Origin of the sequence: Cellulomonas sp. HZM (assembly GCF_000708885.1) — a bacterium.
Taxonomy (GTDB): domain Bacteria; phylum Actinomycetota; class Actinomycetes; order Actinomycetales; family Cellulomonadaceae; genus Cellulomonas.
Map to the genome: position 1 here is coordinate 1 of NZ_JEOE01000049.1, position 18942 is coordinate 18942.

At 74.7% G+C, this 18942-nt stretch carries 20 protein-coding genes; 4 read left to right on the forward strand and 16 right to left on the reverse strand.

Annotation, left to right across the window (positions count from 1 at the left end):
• Positions 1–31: 31 nt before the first annotated feature.
• From AW16_RS0115640 to AW16_RS17850, 4 genes are all read right to left on the reverse strand, one after another.
• Entirely contained in the window at positions 32–2119 is a 2088-nt protein-coding gene (locus AW16_RS0115640) for a cytochrome c oxidase assembly protein (RefSeq protein ID WP_034649618.1), read from the reverse strand.
• Between the two features lie 30 nt (positions 2120–2149).
• Positions 2150–2857 carry a copper resistance protein CopC gene (locus AW16_RS17845; RefSeq protein ID WP_051682006.1) on the reverse strand — a complete coding sequence of 236 codons (708 nt, stop codon included), beginning with the start codon at positions 2855–2857 and terminating at the stop codon, positions 2150–2152.
• A gap of 20 nt (positions 2858–2877) precedes the next feature.
• Positions 2878–3684: a YcnI family protein gene (locus AW16_RS0115650; RefSeq protein ID WP_034649622.1), complete on the reverse strand. Its 807-nt coding sequence runs from the start codon at positions 3682–3684 to the stop codon at positions 2878–2880.
• Between the two features lie 156 nt (positions 3685–3840).
• Positions 3841–4488 carry a hypothetical protein gene (locus AW16_RS17850; RefSeq protein ID WP_156044211.1) on the reverse strand — a complete coding sequence of 216 codons (648 nt, stop codon included), beginning with the start codon at positions 4486–4488 and terminating at the stop codon, positions 3841–3843.
• A gap of 176 nt (positions 4489–4664) precedes the next feature.
• On the opposite strand from AW16_RS17850, the gene AW16_RS0115660 reads away from it, so the two are divergent.
• From AW16_RS0115660 to AW16_RS0115670, 3 genes are read left to right on the forward strand one after another with little or no spacing between them, the layout of a single operon-like run.
• A complete protein-coding gene (locus tag AW16_RS0115660) occupies positions 4665–6512 on the forward strand; it encodes an MDR family MFS transporter (RefSeq protein WP_081861739.1) in 1848 nt (615 codons plus the stop codon).
• 48 nt (positions 6513–6560) lie between these two features.
• The gene (locus AW16_RS0115665) at positions 6561–7052 is read left to right on the forward strand and encodes a Rieske (2Fe-2S) protein (RefSeq protein ID WP_051682007.1); all 492 of its coding nucleotides are present in this window, start codon (positions 6561–6563) and stop codon (positions 7050–7052) included.
• A gap of 1 nt (position 7053) precedes the next feature.
• Positions 7054–7446 (forward strand): hypothetical protein, encoded by a 393-nt coding sequence (locus AW16_RS0115670; protein WP_051682008.1) that lies wholly within the window; start codon positions 7054–7056, stop codon positions 7444–7446.
• Positions 7447–7592: 146 nt separating this feature from the next.
• Here the strand turns inward: AW16_RS0115670 and AW16_RS0115675 are convergent, their stop codons facing one another.
• From AW16_RS0115675 to hisC, 5 genes are all read right to left on the reverse strand, one after another.
• Positions 7593–9194, reverse strand: a complete 1602-nt coding sequence (locus AW16_RS0115675; protein WP_029291920.1) for a dihydrolipoamide acetyltransferase family protein — start codon at positions 9192–9194, stop codon at positions 7593–7595.
• 11 nt (positions 9195–9205) lie between these two features.
• The gene (locus tag AW16_RS0115680) at positions 9206–10252 is read right to left on the reverse strand and encodes an alpha-ketoacid dehydrogenase subunit beta (protein WP_029291921.1); all 1047 of its coding nucleotides are present in this window, start codon (positions 10250–10252) and stop codon (positions 9206–9208) included.
• Complete coding sequence (gene pdhA, locus AW16_RS0115685; RefSeq protein ID WP_081861740.1) at positions 10249–11427, reverse strand: pyruvate dehydrogenase (acetyl-transferring) E1 component subunit alpha; 1179 nt, start codon at positions 11425–11427, stop codon at positions 10249–10251. The genes AW16_RS0115680 and pdhA overlap by 4 nt, the downstream gene beginning before the upstream one ends.
• Positions 11428–11547: 120 nt before the next feature.
• Positions 11548–11799 (reverse strand): hypothetical protein, encoded by a 252-nt coding sequence (locus AW16_RS0115690; RefSeq protein WP_197021642.1) that lies wholly within the window; start codon positions 11797–11799, stop codon positions 11548–11550.
• Positions 11800–11890: 91 nt separating this feature from the next.
• Positions 11891–12958, reverse strand: coding sequence for a histidinol-phosphate transaminase (gene hisC, locus AW16_RS0115695; protein ID WP_029291928.1), 1068 nt, complete (start codon positions 12956–12958; stop codon positions 11891–11893).
• A 40-nt stretch (positions 12959–12998) separates the two neighbouring features.
• Between hisC and AW16_RS0115700 the strand changes: the two genes are divergently transcribed.
• Positions 12999–13382, forward strand: coding sequence for a phage holin family protein (locus AW16_RS0115700; protein WP_029291930.1), 384 nt, complete (start codon positions 12999–13001; stop codon positions 13380–13382).
• 41 nt (positions 13383–13423) lie between these two features.
• Here the strand turns inward: AW16_RS0115700 and AW16_RS0115705 are convergent, their stop codons facing one another.
• The 7 genes from AW16_RS0115705 to AW16_RS0115735 all read right to left on the reverse strand — a co-directional run bounded on the left by AW16_RS0115705 (position 13424) and on the right by AW16_RS0115735 (position 18913).
• A complete protein-coding gene (locus AW16_RS0115705; protein WP_197021643.1) occupies positions 13424–13915 on the reverse strand; it encodes a TA system VapC family ribonuclease toxin in 492 nt (163 codons plus the stop codon).
• A 112-nt stretch (positions 13916–14027) separates the two neighbouring features.
• Positions 14028–14276: an antitoxin gene (locus tag AW16_RS0115710; RefSeq protein WP_197021644.1), complete on the reverse strand. Its 249-nt coding sequence runs from the start codon at positions 14274–14276 to the stop codon at positions 14028–14030.
• A gap of 43 nt (positions 14277–14319) precedes the next feature.
• Entirely contained in the window at positions 14320–15744 is a 1425-nt protein-coding gene (locus AW16_RS0115715; protein WP_029291936.1) for an alpha/beta hydrolase, read from the reverse strand.
• Positions 15741–15953: a hypothetical protein gene (locus AW16_RS0115720; protein WP_029291938.1), complete on the reverse strand. Its 213-nt coding sequence runs from the start codon at positions 15951–15953 to the stop codon at positions 15741–15743. The genes AW16_RS0115715 and AW16_RS0115720 overlap by 4 nt, the downstream gene beginning before the upstream one ends.
• A 139-nt stretch (positions 15954–16092) precedes the next feature.
• On the reverse strand, positions 16093–16614 hold the full coding sequence (locus AW16_RS0115725; protein WP_029291940.1) for a hypothetical protein: 522 nt from the start codon (positions 16612–16614) through the stop codon (positions 16093–16095).
• Positions 16611–17915 carry a DUF58 domain-containing protein gene (locus AW16_RS0115730; protein ID WP_029291942.1) on the reverse strand — a complete coding sequence of 435 codons (1305 nt, stop codon included), beginning with the start codon at positions 17913–17915 and terminating at the stop codon, positions 16611–16613. Before AW16_RS0115730 ends, AW16_RS0115725 begins: the two co-directional genes overlap by 4 nt.
• A complete protein-coding gene (locus AW16_RS0115735; RefSeq protein ID WP_029291944.1) occupies positions 17912–18913 on the reverse strand; it encodes a MoxR family ATPase in 1002 nt (333 codons plus the stop codon). Before AW16_RS0115735 ends, AW16_RS0115730 begins: the two co-directional genes overlap by 4 nt.
• Positions 18914–18942: the final 29 nt, after the last annotated feature.

Here is an 18942-nt window from a genome sequence, read left to right on the forward strand (position 1 = left end):
CACCACCAGCCGAGCAAGCACTTGGTTGCGGTCAGCGGGGGGGTGGGTCGTCGTGGGTGGCCAGGCCGGCCAGCATCTCGTTGTAGGCGTCGAGCTCCGCGTCGCCCTCGCGGTCCACGCGGCGGTCGCGGCGGCGAGCCGCCCGTTCGTCGTCGCGCGCCCACGCGAACGCCACCCCGATCGCCAGCACCAGCGTCGGGATCTCCCCGACGCCCCAGGTGATCGCCCCGCCGGCCTGCTGGTCCGCGATCGCGGACGGCCCCCACGGCCTGCCCATCAGCCCGAACCACGACGCGACCAGCAGCGAGTCGCCGCCGACGAGGGTCACGCCGAAGAACGCGTGGAACGCCATCGTCGCGAACAGCAGGAGCAGTCGCTGCGGGTACGGCGGCCGCTTGGGGCCGGGGTCGATGCCGACGAGCGCGTTGACGAACAGGTACCCGACGAGCGTGAAGTGCACGACCATGAACAGGTGGCCGACGGACGACCGCAGCGACCACTCGAACAGCCCCGAGTAGTAGAAGACCAGCATCGAGGCGATGAAGTTCACCGCCGCGACCAGCGGGTTCGCGAAGAAGTGACCCACGCGGCTGTGCACCAGTGTGAGGATCCACTCGCGCGGACCGCGCGACTCGTCGCCCGGCAGCCGCGTCGAGCGCACCGGCAGCGCGCGCAGCGCGAGCGTCACGGGGGCGGACAGCGCCAGGAAGATCGGGACGACGGCCGCGAGCACCATGTGCTGCACCATGTGCGCGCTGAACATCACGTGCCCGTACAGCGCAGGCCCGCCGTTGGTGCACCAGAAGAACAGCACCATGCCGAGCGTCCACGACGCGGTGCGCACCCACGGCCACGAGTCGCCGCGACGCCGCAGCCGCAGCACCCAGCGCCAGTAGACGACCACCGCGGAGACGGCTGCCGCCGCGAGCACCAGGTCCCAGCGCCACTCGGTGAACCAGCGCGCCAACGTCAGCTCGGGCGGGAGCGGGTGGCCGGTGATGCGGTACGCGGGCGTCGGGTCGGCGGGGGGCGTCTCGGCGACGGGCGGCGCGGTGGCCCCGAGCGCGACGGCCACGCCGGACACCGCCCCCATGACGACGAGCTCCACCGCGACCAGCCGCCAGAACAGCCGCGGCCCGGCCGCGAGGCGCGGGATGACCGCGCGCCGGTGCGCGAGCCCGAGCAGGCCCAGCACGCCGAACAGCGCGACCTTGGCGAGCAGCAGCACGCCGTACCTGGTGCCGAGGTCGGACCACGAGTCCATCCGGATGATGCCGTTGACCAGCCCGGACACCGCGACGGCCGCGAAGCACCAGCCCGCGATGACCGAGTACCGCTGCACCGACGCGGTGAGGTCCGTACCGACCCGCCGGGCGATCACCGCGAGCGCCGCGAGCGCGCCGATCCACACGGCGGCGCCGACGAGGTGCAGCGTCATCGACGACGTCGCGAGGTCGTGGCTCGCGGCACCGGCCGCATGTCCGAGCTGCGCCTGCTCCCACAGCGCGGCGAGCGTCAGCGCACCGGTCCACGCGGCGCCGGTCGGGGTCGCGACGACGAGCGACAGCGCGGTCACGACGGCGGCGATCGTGCAGATCACGAGCAGCGTGCGGCCGAGCTCGATCTGCGTGACGAACAGCCCGAGCTCCTGCCCGAACGACGACGAGTCGACGGGCCGGCCCGCGACCGACGCGTACGTCAGCACCAGGTGGACGACCCCCGCGACGGTCCACAGCCCGGCGGCCCACGCCGCGACGAGCAGGCTCCGCGGGTAGGCGCTGCCGTCCGCGGGCACGCCCGCACCCCGAGCCCGTCGAGGGGTCGCGGAACCGGTGCGCGGCAGCACGCACACCGCGAGCACGAGCGCACCGAGCGCGACCGACCCCGCGAGCTCGGCGACCGTCGACGAGACCGGCAGGCCCCAGCGCACCACGGCGCCCGGGTCGCGCAGCAGCACCGGGAGCGCGGCACCCGAGAACGCGACGCCGACGAGCACCGCGACGACCGCCGCCGCGACCAGCAGCAGCACACGCCACGGGCTCGGTGCGCCGGTGCGGACGGCCGGGCCGGCGGCGCCGCTGGGGGCGCCGCCGGCCGACCGGACGGGGGTGGTGGTCACGTCAGCCCCGCACCCTCGTGACGACCGCGCTCACGACTGCCCCGTCGGTCCGTTGCCGTCGCGCCGACGGCGCGCGCGCCACCAGCCGAGCAGCCCGACGACGGCACCGAGCGCGAGCCCGGCCACGACGACGCCCCAGGTCGCGCCCGCCGAGGGCGCGGTATCCGACGACGACGTGGCCGACGACGACGTGGGAGGCGTCGTGGGCGACGAGACCGGGGACCCGGCGCCGGAGTCGTCGGACGCGTCGGGCGAGTCCGCGCTCGGCGACCCCGCCGGCCCCGACGACTCCGTCGCGGACGGCGCCGGCGCCTGCGAGGTCTTCGCCGTGAACGCGAAGGTGCCGGACACGGCGTGCCCGTCCTGCGACGTCACGCGCCACGTCACGGCGTAGCTCCCCGCCGGCAGGTCCTCCTCGAGCGCCTGCGAGACGGACGTGTCGACGAGCTCGGGGTCGCCCGTGCTCACGACGGAGCCGTCCGGCCCCGTGACCCGCACCTCGGTGCCGAGCGCGACCGCGGGCTCCTCGAACTCGATCGTCACCTTCGCCGGGGGGACGTCGACGGTCGAGCCGTCGGCGGGCGTGGTCCCGACGAGCACGTCGTGCGCCTGCGCAGGCGCCGCGACGAGGGCGAGACCCAGGCCGACGGCCGGGAGCAGACCCAGGCCGAGCGTGAGCCCGACGAGGGCACGGGTGGTCTTCCGGCCGGTGGCGCGACGACGGGAGGCGAGAGGCACGCTTCCCAGGATCGCGCACCTCACGCGAGATCCCCTCCTCGGCGGCGCGTGACGAGGGCCACGACGAGAGCGGCGACGGCGACCGCGAGCGCCACGGCCCCGAGCGCCACGGTCCACGCCGACGAGGAGCTCGACGCCGTGGCGTCCGGCGCAGCGGAGGTCGAACCGGCGGTCGGCTCGGGCGCGGCCGTCGTCGGGCCCGCGGTCACCGTGGGCGAGCTCGGCGTGGCCGGTGACGAGGCCGGCGCCGTGGGTGCCGCGGGCGACTCGTCGGCCGCGGCCGTCACCGTGAACGCAGGAGCCGGGTTCTCGGGCTCGTCGGCCCCTGCCTGCTTCTCGTCCCAGTCGACCACGGTGCCGTCGGAGTACGTCTGGTGCGCGGGCAGCACGAGCTCGGTCCCGGCCGCCGGCAGCGGCCCGACCTGCAGCTCGAGCTCCTGGAACTGCCCCGGGGCGATCGCCGCGTCCGCGTCGGCGGTCCAGGTGACGTGCAGCGGCGCCTTGGTGATCGTCGCGCCGCCGACGTCGACGGGCGCGGGCAGCTCGCCCTCGTCGACCTTCACGGTCCAGCCAGGGAGCGGACGGGTGCCGACGTGCGTGAGCGGTGTGGCCGTGGGCAGGTCGACGACGACCTTCGTCGTCGAGGCGGTCGCCGACTCGGTGGGCACGCGGAACGTCAGGACGGTCCAGCCGCCCGCGGCAGTGGACTCGGGGATGACGCGCACGTGCGCGGAGGCGGCCGCGGCCGGCAGCACGACGAGCGCGGCGGCGACCGCACCGACGAGCACGCGGCGGGCGGTGGGGTGCAGGGATGTCTTCGAGGGCATGGGTTGTCCTTGGGGTGTGCGGTGCGTCGTCCACCGGGCGGTTCGTCGCCGGCACGCGCGCGGACGGGTCCGCGCTCCCGCGCAGGGCGGTGCCCGGCGGGGGACGCGTGCGACGAGCCGCGCGCGGCGGTCGTGGGAGCAGCGCGCCGCTGGACCTCAGGCGGTGGGCGGCGCGGTCGCCCCGTCCGCCGGCGGACCACGGCGCGGCGCGGTCGTCGTCCACGGCAGGTCGAGCGCGGGGACGTCGAGGCCGACGACCGGCAGGCGCGGCGCCACCGCGAGCACCGGGAGCGCGGGCGTCGTCGAAGCCCGCAGCACCCCGACGACCGTGAGCAGCACCCGGTCGACGGCGGCGATCGCGAGCGCGCACGCAACGGTCGCGGCCGCGTGCGCCACGGTCATGGCCCACGCACCGAGCGCGGGGACGAGAGTCATGTGCGCGGCGGCCCCGGCGCAGCCGTGCGCCACGAGGTAGGCGACGTGGTCCGCATGCCCGGCGTGCGTGCCGGTCGCGACGAGCGAGCCGCAGCCCGCTCCCGCGACGAGCGTGAACGCGGCGTGCAGCCCCAGCTGGGCGCCCGCGAGCGCGAGCACCGCGGTCCACGGCCGCACGCGCCGGCCGGTGAGGGCGGTCGCGCCGGCCAGCACCATCGCCCCGAGTGCGACGAGCACGCCCGCGGACGGCAGCTTCCCGCCGCCGAGCGCGTGCGCCCAGCCGGCGAGCGCCACGACGACGCCCGCGACGAGCGCAGCACGCAGCAGCCGCAGCGTGCCGCTCGTCGGCGTCGTCGGGCCATCCGTCACGCGGACCACCGTAGCGCCCGCACCGGACAAATGGGAGAGCGCTCTCCTGCGAAATGTGGTCGACGTCGAGGGAAGAGACCTGGCACACCTCGTTGTTGTCGACTGCTGGACCTGGCTCCCGCCCCGTCGTCGTCGCCCCCGCACGAGCCCCGGCTCACCCTCGTCGAGAAGGTCAGATGTCGCAGCAGAGCACCACCGCGCCCGAAGCACGCCCGGACGAGAAGCGCGGGTTCACGCCGCCCACCCACCGCGAGATCCTCACGATCCTCGGCGGGCTGATGATCGGCATGTTCCTCGCCGCGCTCGACCAGACGATCGTCGCGACCTCGATCCGCACGATCGGCGACGACCTCGACGGCCTCTCGCTGCAGGCGTGGGTCACCACCGCGTACCTGCTCACGGCGACGATCTCGACGCCGCTGTACGGGAAGCTGTCCGACGTCTACGGCCGCAAGCCGTTCTACATGACGGCGATCAGCCTCTTCGTGCTCGGCTCGCTGCTGTCCGGCACCGCCGACTCGATGTACCAGCTCGCGTTCTACCGCGGCCTGCAGGGCCTGGGCGCGGGCGGTCTGATGTCGCTCGCGATCACGATCCTCGGAGACCTCGTCGCCCCGCGCGAGCGCGCCCGCTACCAGGCGTACTTCCTCGCGGTGTTCGGCACCTCGTCCGTGCTCGGGCCCGTCATCGGCGGGTTCTTCGCCGGTGCGGACACGATCCTCGGCATCGCGGGCTGGCGCTGGGTGTTCCTCGTCAACGTCCCGATCGGACTCATCGGGATCCTGGTCATCTGGCGCGTGCTGCACCTGCCGCCGCTCAAGCGCGTCGAGCACCGCATCGACTGGCCCGGTGCGCTCGCGCTCGTCGTCGCGCTCGTGCCGCTGCTCGTCGTCGCCGAGCAGGGTCGCCTGTGGGGCTGGTCCTCGCCCAAGGCGCTGCTCGCGTACGGCATCGGCGTCGTCGGCGTGGTGCTGTTCCTCGCGGCGGAGCGCCGCGCAGGCACCGACGCGATCCTGCCGCTCTACCTGTTCCGCAACCGCACGTTCTCGGTCGGCGCGGGCGCCAACACGATCATCGGTCTCGGGATGTTCGGCGGCCTCGCGACGCTGCCGCTGTACCTCCAGATCGTGCGCGGCCAGTCGCCCACCGAGGCCGGGCTCACGCTCATCCCGTTCACCGTCGGCATCATGAGCGGCTCGATCATCGCAGGGCAGACGACGTCGCGGACCGGCCGGTACAAGGTGTTCCCCGTCGCGGGCTCGGTGCTGATGGTCGTCGGAGGCCTGCTGTTCGCGCGCCTCGCCGCCGACACCGGGCTGGCCTACATCTTCACGGCGTCGGTCGTCTTCGGGCTGGGGCTCGGGTTCACGATGCAGCCGCTCGTGCTCGCGGTGCAGAACGCCGTGCCCGTGCGGGAGATGGGTGTCGCCACGTCGTCGTCCCTGTTCTTCCGGCAGATGGGCGGAACGCTCGGGACCGCGGTCTTCCTGTCGGTGCTGTTCTCGACCGTCACTGCGAACATCCAGCAGGCGTTCACGCGGCACGCGGCGTCGGTGAAGGCTGCGCTGGCCGACCCGGAGGTCGCCCAGCAGGCGGCGACCCAGAAGGTGATCGCGCTGCAGCAGGGCAAGGGCTCGCTCGACGACTCGTCGTTCATCAACCAGCTCGACGAACGCCTCGCCAGGCCGTTCCACGAGGGCTTCTCCACGTCGGTCGACACCGTGATGCTGCTCGCCGCGGCCGCGCTCGTCATCGGCGTCGTGCTCACCGTGATGCTGCCCGAGCTCCCGCTGCGGTCCGTGTCGGGGTTGCAGGGCCGGATGGACGACGAGGCGGGAGGGCCTGCCGTCGCGGGCGGAGCGACCGCCGTCGGTGCGACGGCTGCCGTCGTCGCGCAGGCGGACCGGGACGCGTCGGCCGCCGGTCCCGGGCCGACTTCCGGGCCGGCTTCCGGTCCGACTTCCGGTCCGGCTTCCGAAGGAGGCACGGGCGCCTCACAGGCGCCGTCCAGCGACCCTCGCTAGCGTCGCGCCCAGGCACCACCCCGACGGCACGCACCACTGGAGGGCACGATGCACGCGACGACCACGGAGACCCACGCCGAGACGCACGCCGAGACCCACACTGGGACGCACACCTGTGCCGGTTGCCTCGACCGCCGCCAGCTCCTGCAGCGTGCCGGGGCGGTGACCGCCGTCGCGGCGGGCGTCGCGGTGCTGGCTGCCTGCGGCGGCTCGTCGGGCGGGTCGTCGGCCACGCCCGGCGCGGACGGCTCGCTCGCGAAGGTGGCCGACATCCCGGTGGGCGGCGCGCTCGCGGCGACCGATGCGGACGGCAACAAGATCCTGCTTATCCAGGCGACGGCCGGTGTGGTGACCGCGGTGTCGGCGATCTGCACGCACCAGGGGTGCACGGTCGCGCCCGGCAAGGGGGCGCTCGTCTGCCCGTGCCACGGCTCCACGTTCGACCTGACGGGTGCCGTCACGCACGACCCCGCGACCGAGCCCCTGCCCACCGTCGCGGTCCACGTCAAGGACGGCGCGGTCTTCTCCGGGGCGGCCTGACGTGCCCCGGCTCGCGCCCGTGGCGTGGCTGCTGCGCGTCGTCGTCGCGCTCGCCGTCGCGGTGTCCGCGGTGGTGCACCTCTACCTGTGGAACCAGGGGTACGGCACGGGCATCTGGCTCGGGCCGGCGTTCCTGCTCCAGGGCATCGGCGGGCTCGTGCTCGCGGTGCTCGTGGTGGTGTGGCGCAGCATCTGGCCGCTGCTGGGCGCGGTCGGGTTCGGCGCCTCGACGCTCGGCGGCTTCTTCCTCGCGACGACGAGCGGCGGCCTGTTCGGCGTGCACTCCGCGCTCGACGGCTGGGGCGAGTGGACCTCGCTGTGGACCGAGCTGATCGCGATCGTCGTCGGCATCGCGGCGATCGTCGTCGAACGCCGCCACCGGCCCCCGGCCTGACGGCCCGGCCCGGGTGAACCCGGGCGCTCCGCCGCGCGCGCCCACCTTCCCCTCCCCGGCGAGTGCGCCAGTCTCGGACGAGAGACGAAGTCCAGACTGGCTCACTCGTCCGAAAGTGGCTCACTCGTGGCCGGGGACGGCCTCCGTCAGCCCCAGACGAGCGCCTGCGCCGGCTCGTGCAGGACCGCCGCCACGTCCGCCAGCACGCGCGCACCCAGCTCGCCGTCCACCAGCCGGTGGTCGAACGAGAGCGCCAGCTGCGTCACGTGCCGCACGCGGATCTTGCCCTTGTGCACCCACGGCTGCTCGCGGATCGCGCCGAACGCGAGGATCGCGGCCTCGCCCGGGTTGAGGATCGGCGTGCCGGTGTCGATGCCGAAGACGCCCACGTTCGTGATGGTGATCGTGCCGTCGGACATGTCGGCGGGCGACGTGCGGCCCGCACGCGCGGTCGCGGTGAGGTCCGCGAGCCCCTGCGCGAGGTCGAGCAGGCCCAGGCGGTGCGCGTCCTTGACGTTGGGCACGACGAGCCCGCGCGGGGTCGCCGCCGCGATGCCGAGGTTCACGTAGTGCTTGTAGACGATCTCCTGGGCGGCCTCGTCCCACGCGGCGTTGATCTCGGGGTGCCGGCGGATCGCGAGCATCAGCGCCTTCGCCGCGATGAGCAGCGGCGTGACGCGCACGTCTGCGAACTCCCGGTCGGCGCGCAGTCGCTCGACGAGCCGCATGGTGCGGGTCACGTCGACGGTGTGGAACACCGTGACGTGCGGGGCGGTGAACGCGCTGGTCACCATCGCCTCGGCGGTGCGCTTGCGCACGGACTTCACGGGCACGCGCGTCTGGCGGCCGTCGCCCGAGACGGTGCCGGACGCGAGCCACGGCTGGTCGTCGCCCGGGTAGGTCGCGAGCGTGCGCCCCTCGGCCTGCGCGCTGCGGGCCAGCACGTCCTCACGCGTGACGATGCCGCCGGGGCCGGTGGGCGTGACGGAGTCCAGGTCGACGCCGAGCTCGCGCGCGAGCTTGCGCACGGGCGGCTTGGCGAGCGCTCGGGGTGTCCCCGTGGCGCGCGGGCGGCGGGTCGCGCCGGCGTCCGCAAGGCCGTAGCCGACGAGCACCGCACCGGACTCCGAGCCGGACGACGAACCCGCGTCGGGGGCCCGGACCTCGACGGCCGCGCCGCCGCTCGTCGTCGCGACCCCCGCCTTCAGCCCTGCGGCCGCCCACTGCGGCGAGCTGCCGCCCAGCCCCGCGGCGGCACGCTTCACGTGGTGCGCGCTCGCACCGGCTGGTGACGACTCCGGCGAGACCTCCGCGGCGCGCGCGGCCTCGATCTCGTCGGCCCCGCCGGGCTCGACCCCCCGGTGCCGCTCCGCTCCGCCGACGTGGCGGACCGCGCCGGTCGTCGTCGCGGGCTCGTCGGCCGAGACCGACGACTCGGACGCCGAACCGTCGGGTGCCGAACCCTCCGACGCCGAGCCGTCCGACGCCGAGGGCGCACCCTCCGGGTCCGTGTCGATCTCGATGATCGGCGTCCCGACATCGACCGTCGTGCCCGGCTGGACCAGGATCTGCGACACCACGCCGGCCCACGGGCTCGGCAGGTCGACGAGCGACTTCGCGGTCTCGATCTCGACGATCGTCTGGTTCACCTCGACGCGGTCGCCGACCGCGACGTGCCACTCGACGATCTCGGCCTCGGTGAGACCCTCACCGGCGTCGGGCAGGGGGAACTGCTGGAACGTGGGCACGGCGGGTCCCCTCAGAAGGTCAGCGCGCGGTCGACGGCGTCGAGGACGCGGTCGAGGCTGGGCAGGTAGTCGTGCTCGATCTTGGCCACCGGGTAGGGCGCATGGAAGCCCCCGACCCGCAGCACGGGCGCCTGCAGGTGGAAGAAGCACTCCTCGGTGATGCGCGCCGCGACCTCGCCGCCCGTGCCGTACAGCACCGGGGCCTCGTGCACGACGACGCAACGGCCGGTGCGGCGGACCGACTCGGCGACGGTCGCGGTGTCGAGCGGGCTGATCGCGCGCAGGTCGACCACCTCGATGCTGGTGCCCTCCGCGGCGGCGGCCTCGGCGGCCTTGAGTGCGGTCTGGACCGTCGGGCCGTACGCGACGAGCGTGACGTCGGTGCCCGGGCGCACGACGCGCGCGCCGTCGAGCCCGTCCGCGGGCGTCGCGTCGAGGTCGACGTCGCCCTTCTCCCAGTAGCGGCCCTTCGGTTCGAAGAACAGCACCGGGTCGGGGCTGGCGATCGCCTCCTGGATCATCGAGTACGCCTGCGCGGGGCTCGACGGGCTGACGACCCGTAGGCCGGCGGTGTGCGCGAACAGCACCTCGGGCGACTCGCTGTGGTGCTCGACCGCGCCGATCCCGCCGCCGTACGGCACGCGGATGACGACGGGCAGCGTGAGCCGGCCGCGCGAGCGGTAGTGCATCTTCGCGAGCTGCGTCGTGATCTGGTCGAACGCGGGGAAGATGAAGCCGTCGAACTGGATCTCGCACACGGGCCGGTAGCCGCGCATCGCGAGACCGATCGCCGTGCCGACGATCCCCGACTCCGCGAGCGGCGTGTCGACCACGCGAGCGGAGCCGAACTCGGCATGCAGGCCGTCGGTCACGCGGAACACGCCACCGAGGCGGCCGATGTCCTCGCCCATGAGGAGCGTCGTCGGGTCGTCGGCGAGCGCACGGCGCAGTCCGAGGTTGATCGCCTTGGCGAACGTGAGCCGCTGCGTGCCCGTGAGCTCGGGCGCGGCGGCCTTCGGGGTCGTCTGCCCGGTCGCCTGCTCGGTCGTCGTCGTCATCGCGCGCTCCCCTCGCCGTGCTGACCGTGGCCCTCGAGGAACGAGGCCTCGTACTGCTGGAACCATGCGCGCTCCGCGTCGACCACGGAGTGCGGCGTCGCGTACACGTGCTCGAACATCGAGGCCGGCGACGGCCGACCCATCGCACGCACCGTGGTGCGGATGTGCTCGCCCAGCGCGTCGGCCTCGGCCGCGAGCGCGTCGACGAACTCCTGCGGCAGCTCGCGGGTCTGCTCGAGGTGCGCGCGCAGGCGGTCGATCGGGTCGCGACGACGCCAGTACTCCTCCTGCTCCGCGGGGCGGTAGCGGCTCGGGTCGTCGGACGTGGTGTGCGCGCCCATGCGGTACGTGAACGCCTCGATGAACGTGGGGCCGCCGCCGGAGCGCGCGCGCTCGAGAGCCTCGGCCGTGACCGCGTAGCTCGCGAGCACGTCGTTGCCGTCGACGCGGACCGACGGGATGCCGAAGCCGGGCGCGCGGTCGGCGATGGGGACGCGGGCCTGCAGCGTCGTCGGCTCCGAGATCGCCCATTGGTTGTTCTGGCAGAAGAACACGACGGGCGCCTGGTTGACCGCCGCGAAGACGAGCCCCTCGCTCACGTCGCCCTGCGAGGTGGCGCCGTCGCCGAAGTACGCGACGACCGCGGTGTCGCGCTGCGGGTCGCCCGTGCCGACCGCGCCGTCCCGCTGGACGCCCATCGCGTAGCCGGTCGCGTGCAGCGCGTGCGAGCCGATGACCAGCGTGTACAGGTGGAAGCCGTGCGCCGTCGGGTCCCAGCCGCCGTGGTCGACGCCGCGGAACAGCCGCAGCACGTCGGTGAGCTCGACGCCGCGCGTGTGGGCGACGCCGTGCTCGCGGTAGCTGGGGAACACGTGGTCCTGCGCCGCGAGCGCCCGGCCGGAGCCGACCTGCGCCGCCTCCTGCCCGAGCGCCTGCGCGAACAGCGCGAGCTCGCCCTGGCGCTGCAGCGCGGTGGCCTCGACGTCGAACCGGCGCACGAGCACCATGTCGCGGTACAGGGCGCGCAGCGCGTCGGCGTCGAGGTGCGCGACCCGCTCGTCGTACTGCGGGTGCGGGACGCGGTTGCCGTCGGGATCGAGCAGCTGGACGAGGCCGTCCGTGGTCAGCGGGCCGGCCTGCGCGTCCGTGCGCAGGTCGTCGGCGGTGTGGCTCACGCGGTTCTCCTTCGCGTGCGCGGCGCTGGGCCGGGCGTCCGTCCGAGCGGGGGCTGCTCGAACCTACGACACCGTAGCCTACGGAACCGTAGGTTTCGAGGCGCGGCCGACGACAAGACGTCAGCGCACCACTTGTCGGGAACCCACACGCACCGCCTCGAGCTCACGCGTCACGGGCCAGGTGCCGAACGCGAAGACGAAGAACATCACCACGTTGAGAACCGGGACGAGGCCCACGAGCACCCACCAGCCCGAGTAGCCGGCCTTCTGGATGATGCGCACGAACGCGGCGAGCGTGATGACGTAGATGCCGATCGCGAGGAACGTCCAGACGACGTCGTAGCCGTCGGGCAGCAGGGGGTTCGGGTCCATGCGCCCAGCCTTTCGTACGGGACGCCCCCGCGTGGGCGAATCACCAACCGAGTGCGCTCCGACCGTCGCGCCACCCGGCCCGACGATTCGGTCAGCGCACGCGCTCGGCCGCGGTGAACTCCAGGAACACGTCGGTCGCCTCGGGCTCGCCCACGCTCACGCGCACGCCGTCGCCCTGGAACGGCCGCACGACGACGCCCGCACGCGCGGACCGCTCCGCGAACGAGGCCGACGCGTCGCCCAGCCCCAGCCACACGAAGTTGGCCTGGCTGTCCGGCACGTCCCACCCCTGGGAGCGCAGCCCGGTGAGCAGGCGCGTGCGTTCGGCGACGATCCCCTCGACGCGCGCAGCGAGCTCGCGCGACGCGCGCAGCGACGCGACCGCGGCCAGCTGGGCGACGTGCGAGACGCCGAACGGCGTCGTCGCCTGGCGGATGCCGGCCGCGAGGCGAGGGCGCGCCACCGCGTACCCGACCCGCAGCCCCGCGAGGCCGTACGCCTTGGAGAACGTGCGCAGCAGCACGACGTTGGGGTGCGCACGGTAGACGGCGAGCCCGTCGGGCGCGTGCGGGTCGCGCACGAACTCCACGTACGCCTCGTCGAGCACCACCAGCACGTCGTCGGGCACGCGGGCCAGGAACGCGTCGAGCTCGTCGGCGTGCACGGCCGGGCCCGTGGGGTTGTTGGGCGTGCAGACGACGACGACGCGCGTGCGCTCCGTGATCGCGTCGGCGAGCGCCTCCAGGTCGAGCCGCCCGTCGGCGGCGACCGGCACCCGCACGGGCACGGCCCCCGCGAGCGTCACGGCGATCGGGTACGCCTCGAACGAGCGCCACGGGAACACGACCTCGTCGCCCGGCTCGCACACCGCGGTCAGCACGTGACCCAGCACCGCGACGGACCCGCAGCCCGTCACCACCGACTCGGCCGGCACGTCGAGCCGCTCCGCGAGCGCCCCGGTCAGCTCCGTCGCGAACATGTCGGGGTACCGGTTCGCGTCCACCGCGGCGTCCGCGATCGCGGCGACCACCGACGGCAGCGGCGGGTAGGGGTTCTCGTTCGACGACAGCTTGAACGCCGCAGCACCCACCGGGGAGCGCGCCCCGGGGACGTAGGCGGGCAGCTCGGCGAGGGCCTGGCGCAGGGGGACGCGACTCACGCGCCCAGCATGCCATCGCACCGGGTGGCAGGATCGCGGCATGGCCTTCTTCCTGCGCGTCCTCATCAACGGGTTCGCGATCTGGCTCGCGACCGAGATCGTGTCCGGCATGCACATCGTCGGCGCCGACTCCACCGCTGACAAGATCTGGATCATCCTCGTCGTCGCGGTCGTGTTCGGGATCGTCAACGCGATCATCCGGCCGATCGTCTCGTTCCTGTCGATCCCGCTGTACATCCTGACGCTGGGCCTGTTCACGCTCGTCGTCAACGCGCTCATGCTGTGGCTGACGTCGTGGATCACGGGCTTCACCGACTGGGGCCTGCGGCTCGACGACTTCTGGTGGACCGCGATCTGGGGCGCGCTCATCGTCTCGGTCGTGAGCTTCGTGCTCTCGCTCGTGATCCCGGGGAGCCGCGACTAGATCTCGCGGCCGGTCGCCGGGTCTGTCGCCCGGTCTGGGCCTCAGGGCGCAAGGACGCGCACGTGGTGTCGGTCCTGCGGGTCGATGTTGCGCGCCAGCCGTGCGTCGAAGGTCACCAGGAGCGCATCGGAAGCGGCGGCGAGGTCGACCAGGTGCAGGTCGGTGACCTGCTTGGTACCCGCAGGAGCGCTCGCGACGACCGGCTCCGCGAGGCTCGTGCCGTCCGGCAGGAACCGGTGGTTCGGCAGGGCTCGGATCGCGGCGAGCAGGGCGAGCGCGTCCGGGGGTGCGATCGTCTGCCCGGTGACGTCCGGGTTCAGACTGAGTCGCACGAGCGCCGTCTCGGTGATCGCCGTCGTCGCGAACGTGCGACCCTCAGCGAACCACGCGTGCGCCGCGCGGCGGTGGGCGTGGTCCGGGTGAGCCAGGGCCATCAGGACGTTCACGTCCAGCAGCATCGTGCGCCGTCCGCGCGGCCCCCTGGCTTCTGCCGAGATCGGCCCGTGAGCCGTCTCGTTCGTCGCCTCGTCCATCGGACCGTTCGTCGGACCGTTCGACGACCGAGTCGTCGGCTCAGTCGTCGGCTCAGTCGTCGGCTCAGTCGTCGGCTCGGTCGTCGGCTCGGTCGTCGACTCGGTCGTCGGCTCAGGCATCGTCACGGTGCGCGGCGACGAGCTCGTCGGTGATCGTGTGCCCGGCCGCGGGGGTGAACGTCGGGAAGCCGGACGCCGCGGTGGCGGTCGGCGCGGCCGCGCGCAGACCTCGGCGAGCGAGGACGTTGACCGCCCGCCCGACCGAGATGTGCTCGTGGTCGGCGAGAGCGCGCGCTGCCGCGAGCATGTCCGCGTCCAGGTCCGCCGTGGTCCGCATCGCTGCGTCAAAGCCTCGCAGCATCATCCGTCCTCCGGATGACGATCCGCTCACGACGACGATCCGCTCACGACGACGATCCGCGCGTGACCGAGAACTGCTGCGTCGTCGCCGTCGTGCCGGGCGGTCCGAGCACCCGGGCCAGCTCTGCGTCGAAGCCCCGCATCGCCGGGCTGCCGGCCAGGGCCTCGTCGGCGAGCTCCGCCGTGCGGACGTAACCGCGGACGTCATGCGCGTGCGCGACGTCCCTCGCGGGGATGCTGCGCCTCACGGTCACCATGTCGCGGTTCACCACGTCCGCGCGACCGTCCGTCTGCGGCACGAGGTCCTCGTCGATCCGGTAGCTGCGCACCTGCACGCCCGCGGGGATCCGGCGCGGCACGTCGGGCGACCCCGCGGTCACCACCGCGCGCACGTCGAACCGGCCCGCGGCGCGTGCGGCCACCGTCATCGCGACCATCCCGCCCTGGCTGTGCCCCGCGAGCAGCACCGGCTCGTCCGGCCTGGCCCCGGCCGCGTCGAGCGCGGCGAGGACGCCGTCGGACATGTCGTCGTCGATGCCGGCGACCAGGCGCGTGTTCGTCGTCATGTCCGTCGCGGTGCCGCCGCCGAACGAGCCGCTCTGTGTCCCAGGGACCTCGACCACCCACGCGACCGAGCCGTCCGGGTGCGCAAGCCTCTGGACGCTCACGGTCGAGGGCGGCGCGCCCGCGCGCGGGTAGGACGCGGCGACGTTGCGCAGCACGTCCGCGGTCGAGCGCGGAGCCGGGAGCTGGGCCGGCTCCGGGACGCGCTCGGTGCTCGCGGCTCTCGTCGGGATCGCGCCCACCTGGCGAGTCAGCGTGCCGAACGGCCCGACGGTGCCGTCGGACAGGACCGTGCGCGGCTGGTCAGCCGTGCCGGCCGCCCCCTGCAGCAGCGCGGCGAGCGGGCCGACGAGGTGCTGCGGCACCTGCGCGCGCGACGCCCGACCGACGACCTCGGCCGTCGCGCCCGGCCCCGCGACGCGCGACACCGCGGCGAGCTGAGCGCCCGCGAGCGCTCCCCCGGCCGCGAGCGCGATCGACCCGACGGGCACCGGCCCCAGGTCGGCTGCGGCCGCGAGCGTCGCGACGCGCCGTGAACCCGCGTCGAGCAGCCGGTCGACGAGCCTCGTGACCGTCGACTCCGCACCGTCGTACGCCTCGACGACCCGCCGCAGCCGCACGGCGGCGTCCTCCGCGGCTGCCCCGACCACACCGGGACCGCGGTCCCGCGCGCGGCGCAGCGCCTCGTCGACCGCCACCCGCTGCGCACCGCCCATGCCCCCGAGCGCCGCCGGCGTCCCGCTCGGCGCGATCCCCCACGCCGCCGCGACGAGCTGCGCCTGCGCCGCCCCCAGCGCGTGCGACGCAGCCCGCAGGGACCGGCACGCGGCGGCGAGGTTGTCCAGCTCCACGCTCGTCGGACCCGGTCCACCGGAGACCCGGACCCCGTCGCCCCACGTCGTCACGGCGTGCAGGCGGGGGTCAGCGCGTCGAGGACCGCGAGCACCGCGTCGCGCGCGGTGTCCAGGCGGCGCAGCAGCTCGTCGACCTCGACGCGGTACCGCACCGCGATCTCGCCGGACCACGGCACGGACCCGGCGACGAGCAGGTGCCGACGCGCGTCGGCGGTGTGGGCGAGGGCGAGGCGGGCGTGCGCGGCGGGGTCGTTCGGCATGACGGCGACGCTAGGAGCGCATCGGGCCCGCTGTGCGCGTCGCCGACGCCCCTGGGGACGAGACGAGCAGCCTCGCGTGCTGTGGACGGTTCGACGGGGCCGCGACGAGGCCAGGACGAGATCGAGACGAGACCGACGATCAGCGCGCGTACGCCGCGCGCGGCAGCACCAGCACCGCCACGCCCACGGCCGCGACCAGCGCGAGCGCCCGCCACACGTCCCCACCCGCCGCCCCACCGGACAGCGCCACCCCGACCACCGCCAGGACCTGCGCCACGAGCTGCACCGGCAGACCGGACCGCAGCCCGCCCACCAGCACCGCGACCTCGACGTCGGTGTCCCACTCGGTGCGCGCGACGAGCGCCGCGAGCCACAGCACCAGGTGCGTGAGCAGCACCAGCCCCATCACCGCGACGAGCGGCAGCGGGTCGCGGGAGAGCGCGAACGCCGCGACGACGAGCAGGACGAGGGCCGTCAGCCCGGCCTGCGGCCGCCACCCCACCAGCGCGGACCCCGCGACGCACCAGCACACGGTCGCGAGCGACGGAGCGGTCCCCCACGCGACCAGCAGCAGGACCAGCACGAGCACCCCGAGCACGGCCTGCAGCGCCCACGCCACGACGGCCCGCCCGACGCGGACCTCGGCCTCCGGCGCGCTCATCGTGCCCCCGCCCCGACGCGCCGCTGCGCACGCCTCGCCAGCTGCGCGAGCTGCATCGCGGACTGCCGTCGCCACGCGACCACCTCGACGTCGGCACCTGCGAGGGCGGCGAGCCGGTCCTCGCGCGCGATCCGCACGAGCCGCAGCGCGAACTGCTCGCGCGCGCCCAGGTGCCGGGTCCGCAGCTCGGGCAGCGTGTCGATCGCGACCACCCGGTGCCCCGCGCTGCGCCACTGCGCCGCGGCGTGCGCCGGCCCGTCGTCGAGGAAGGTGGACAGCACGACGACGAGCGCGCCCGACGGGAGCTGCGGCGCACGCACGCGCACCGGCGGCTCGCCGACGGGTGCGCTCACCGCGAGCGCGTGCCGGATGCGGTCGAGCTGCCGACGGCCGCCGCCGGGCGGCAGCGGTCGTCGGACGGCGGCGAGGTCGTCGAGCCCGACGCGGTCGCCCAGCTCGAGGAAGCCCTGCGCGATCGACGCGGCGGCCTGGCGCGCGATGTCGAGCGACGTCGCGTCACCCGCAGCCGGCGGGGTGGAGCCGCGCCACGTGGTCGGGTCGGGGCCGACGTCGTCCCGCGAGTCGACGACGAGCACCACGACGGCCTCCGCGAGCGCGTGCTCACGCCGCACGTACAGCTCGCGCAGGTCGGGAGAGCGGCGCGCGGTGACGCGCCAGTCGATGCGGCGCAGCCGGTCGCCCGGTGCGAAGGGGTGCACGTCACGCAGCGAGCCGCCCTCGCCGGGGCGGCGCGAGTCGTGCGCGCCGGTGAGCCCGCGCAGGCGGGGCGGCAGCGGGAGCGCCGCGAGCGGGACCGGTGCGGGCAGCACGAGCACGTCCCGGCTGATGGCGTCCGACGTGTCGGACACGCTCGCAGCGGCGACGCCCACGCCGGTGACGTCCACCTCGGCGAGCGTCTGCGGTCCGGTCCGCACCGTCCGCACGACGAGCGGCACGCTGCGACGTCGCGACGACGGGTCCACCCGCAGCAGCGCCGACCGCACGGCCCGCGGCCCGCGGCGCACACGCACCAGCACGGCGTCGCTCCCGGCGGGCGTCGCGACGACGAGCTGCGCGTGCAGCGCCCCCGGCACGGCCTGCGCCCCCTCGTCGTCGTCGACCAGCGCCACGCCCACGCCCGACGAGGGCCGCGACCGCCACGCCCACGCCGCCGCGAGCACGGGCGCGACGCCCAGCACCGCGACGTCCGGACGCCCCGCGAGCGCACCGGCGAGCAGCACGAGCGCACCGGCGGCAGCGCCGAGCGTCGCCCCGCGCGCCCGCGACCAGGACGGGCTCACGCGCGCGCCTGCTCCGCGACCCCGGCCCGGCGCACGGTCGGCGGCACGGGGACGGAGCGCAGCACGTCGTCGACCACCCGCTGCGGCGCGAGGCCTGAGGCCCACGCGGACGGCGTCAGCGAGATGCGGTGCGCGAGCGTCGGGACAGCGACGGCCTTGATGTCCTCCGGCGTGACGAAGTCGCGCCCGTCGAGCACCGCGAGCGCGCGTGCGACGAGCACGAGCGCCTGCGACCCGCGCGGTGACGCACCGACCTCGACGGCGTCGTGCCGGCGCGTGGCCGCGGCGACGTCGACGCAGTACCGCAGCACGTCGTCGTCGACCGGCACGGCCTCGACCCCGGACTGCATCGCGACGAGCACCGAGGCGTCCACGACGCGGCGCACGTCGGCCAGCTCCTGGCGCCGCCCGAGCCGCCGCGAGAGCACGTCGACCTCGGCGTCCCGCTCGGGGTACCCCACCGCGAGCCGCACCATGAAACGGTCGAGCTGCGCCTCGGGCAGCGGGTAGGTGCCCTCGTACTCGACGGGGTTGCTCGTCGCGAACACGTGGAACGGGCGGGGCAGCGGGTACGTCGTGCCGTCGACCGTCACCTGGCGCTCGGCCATCGCCTCGAGCAGCGCCGACTGGGTCTTGGGGGCGGTGCGGTTGATCTCGTCGGCCAGCAGCAGGCCCGCGAACACGGGTCCGGGCCGGAACTCGAACGTGGACTCGCCCGGGTCGTACACGCTCGAGCCGGTGATGTCCGACGGCAGCAGGTCCGGCGTGCACTGCACGCGTCGGAACTCCAGGCCCAGCGCGGTGGCGAGCGAGCGCGCGGCGAGCGTCTTGCCGAGCCCGGGGACGTCCTCGAACAGCACGTGCCCGGACGCGAGGACTGCGGCGAGCGCGACCTGCAGCGGACGGTGCATCCCGACGACGACGGTCCCGACCTCGTCGAGGACGGCGGTGCCGTGCGCGGCGACCTGGGTGACGGACAGCTCGGCAGCGTTGCTCATCGGGTCTCCTGCGGGTCGGGGGTCGAGGA

What these genes read in the sequence shown, in the direction of transcription:
- AW16_RS0115650 (WP_034649622.1), bottom strand. Translation starts at nt 3,684, where the DNA reads ATGCCCTCGAAGACATCCCTGCACCCCACCGCCCGCCGCGTGCTCGTC.
- AW16_RS0115735 (WP_029291944.1), bottom strand. Translation starts at nt 18,913, where the DNA reads ATGAGCAACGCTGCCGAGCTGTCCGTCACCCAGGTCGCCGCGCACGGC.
- AW16_RS0115710 (WP_197021644.1), bottom strand. Translation starts at nt 14,276, where the DNA reads ATGCTGCGAGGCTTTGACGCAGCGATGCGGACCACGGCGGACCTGGAC.
- AW16_RS0115705 (WP_197021643.1), bottom strand. Translation starts at nt 13,915, where the DNA reads ATGGACGAGGCGACGAACGAGACGGCTCACGGGCCGATCTCGGCAGAA.
- AW16_RS0115720 (WP_029291938.1), bottom strand. Translation starts at nt 15,953, where the DNA reads ATGCCGAACGACCCCGCCGCGCACGCCCGCCTCGCCCTCGCCCACACC.
- AW16_RS0115690 (WP_197021642.1), bottom strand. Translation starts at nt 11,799, where the DNA reads ATGGACCCGAACCCCCTGCTGCCCGACGGCTACGACGTCGTCTGGACG.
- AW16_RS0115680 (WP_029291921.1), bottom strand. Translation starts at nt 10,252, where the DNA reads ATGACGACGACGACCGAGCAGGCGACCGGGCAGACGACCCCGAAGGCC.
- AW16_RS0115665 (WP_051682007.1), top strand. Translation starts at nt 6,561, where the DNA reads ATGCACGCGACGACCACGGAGACCCACGCCGAGACGCACGCCGAGACC.
- AW16_RS0115700 (WP_029291930.1), top strand. Translation starts at nt 12,999, where the DNA reads ATGGCCTTCTTCCTGCGCGTCCTCATCAACGGGTTCGCGATCTGGCTC.
- AW16_RS0115660 (WP_081861739.1), top strand. Translation starts at nt 4,665, where the DNA reads ATGTCGCAGCAGAGCACCACCGCGCCCGAAGCACGCCCGGACGAGAAG.
- AW16_RS0115725 (WP_029291940.1), bottom strand. Translation starts at nt 16,614, where the DNA reads ATGAGCGCGCCGGAGGCCGAGGTCCGCGTCGGGCGGGCCGTCGTGGCG.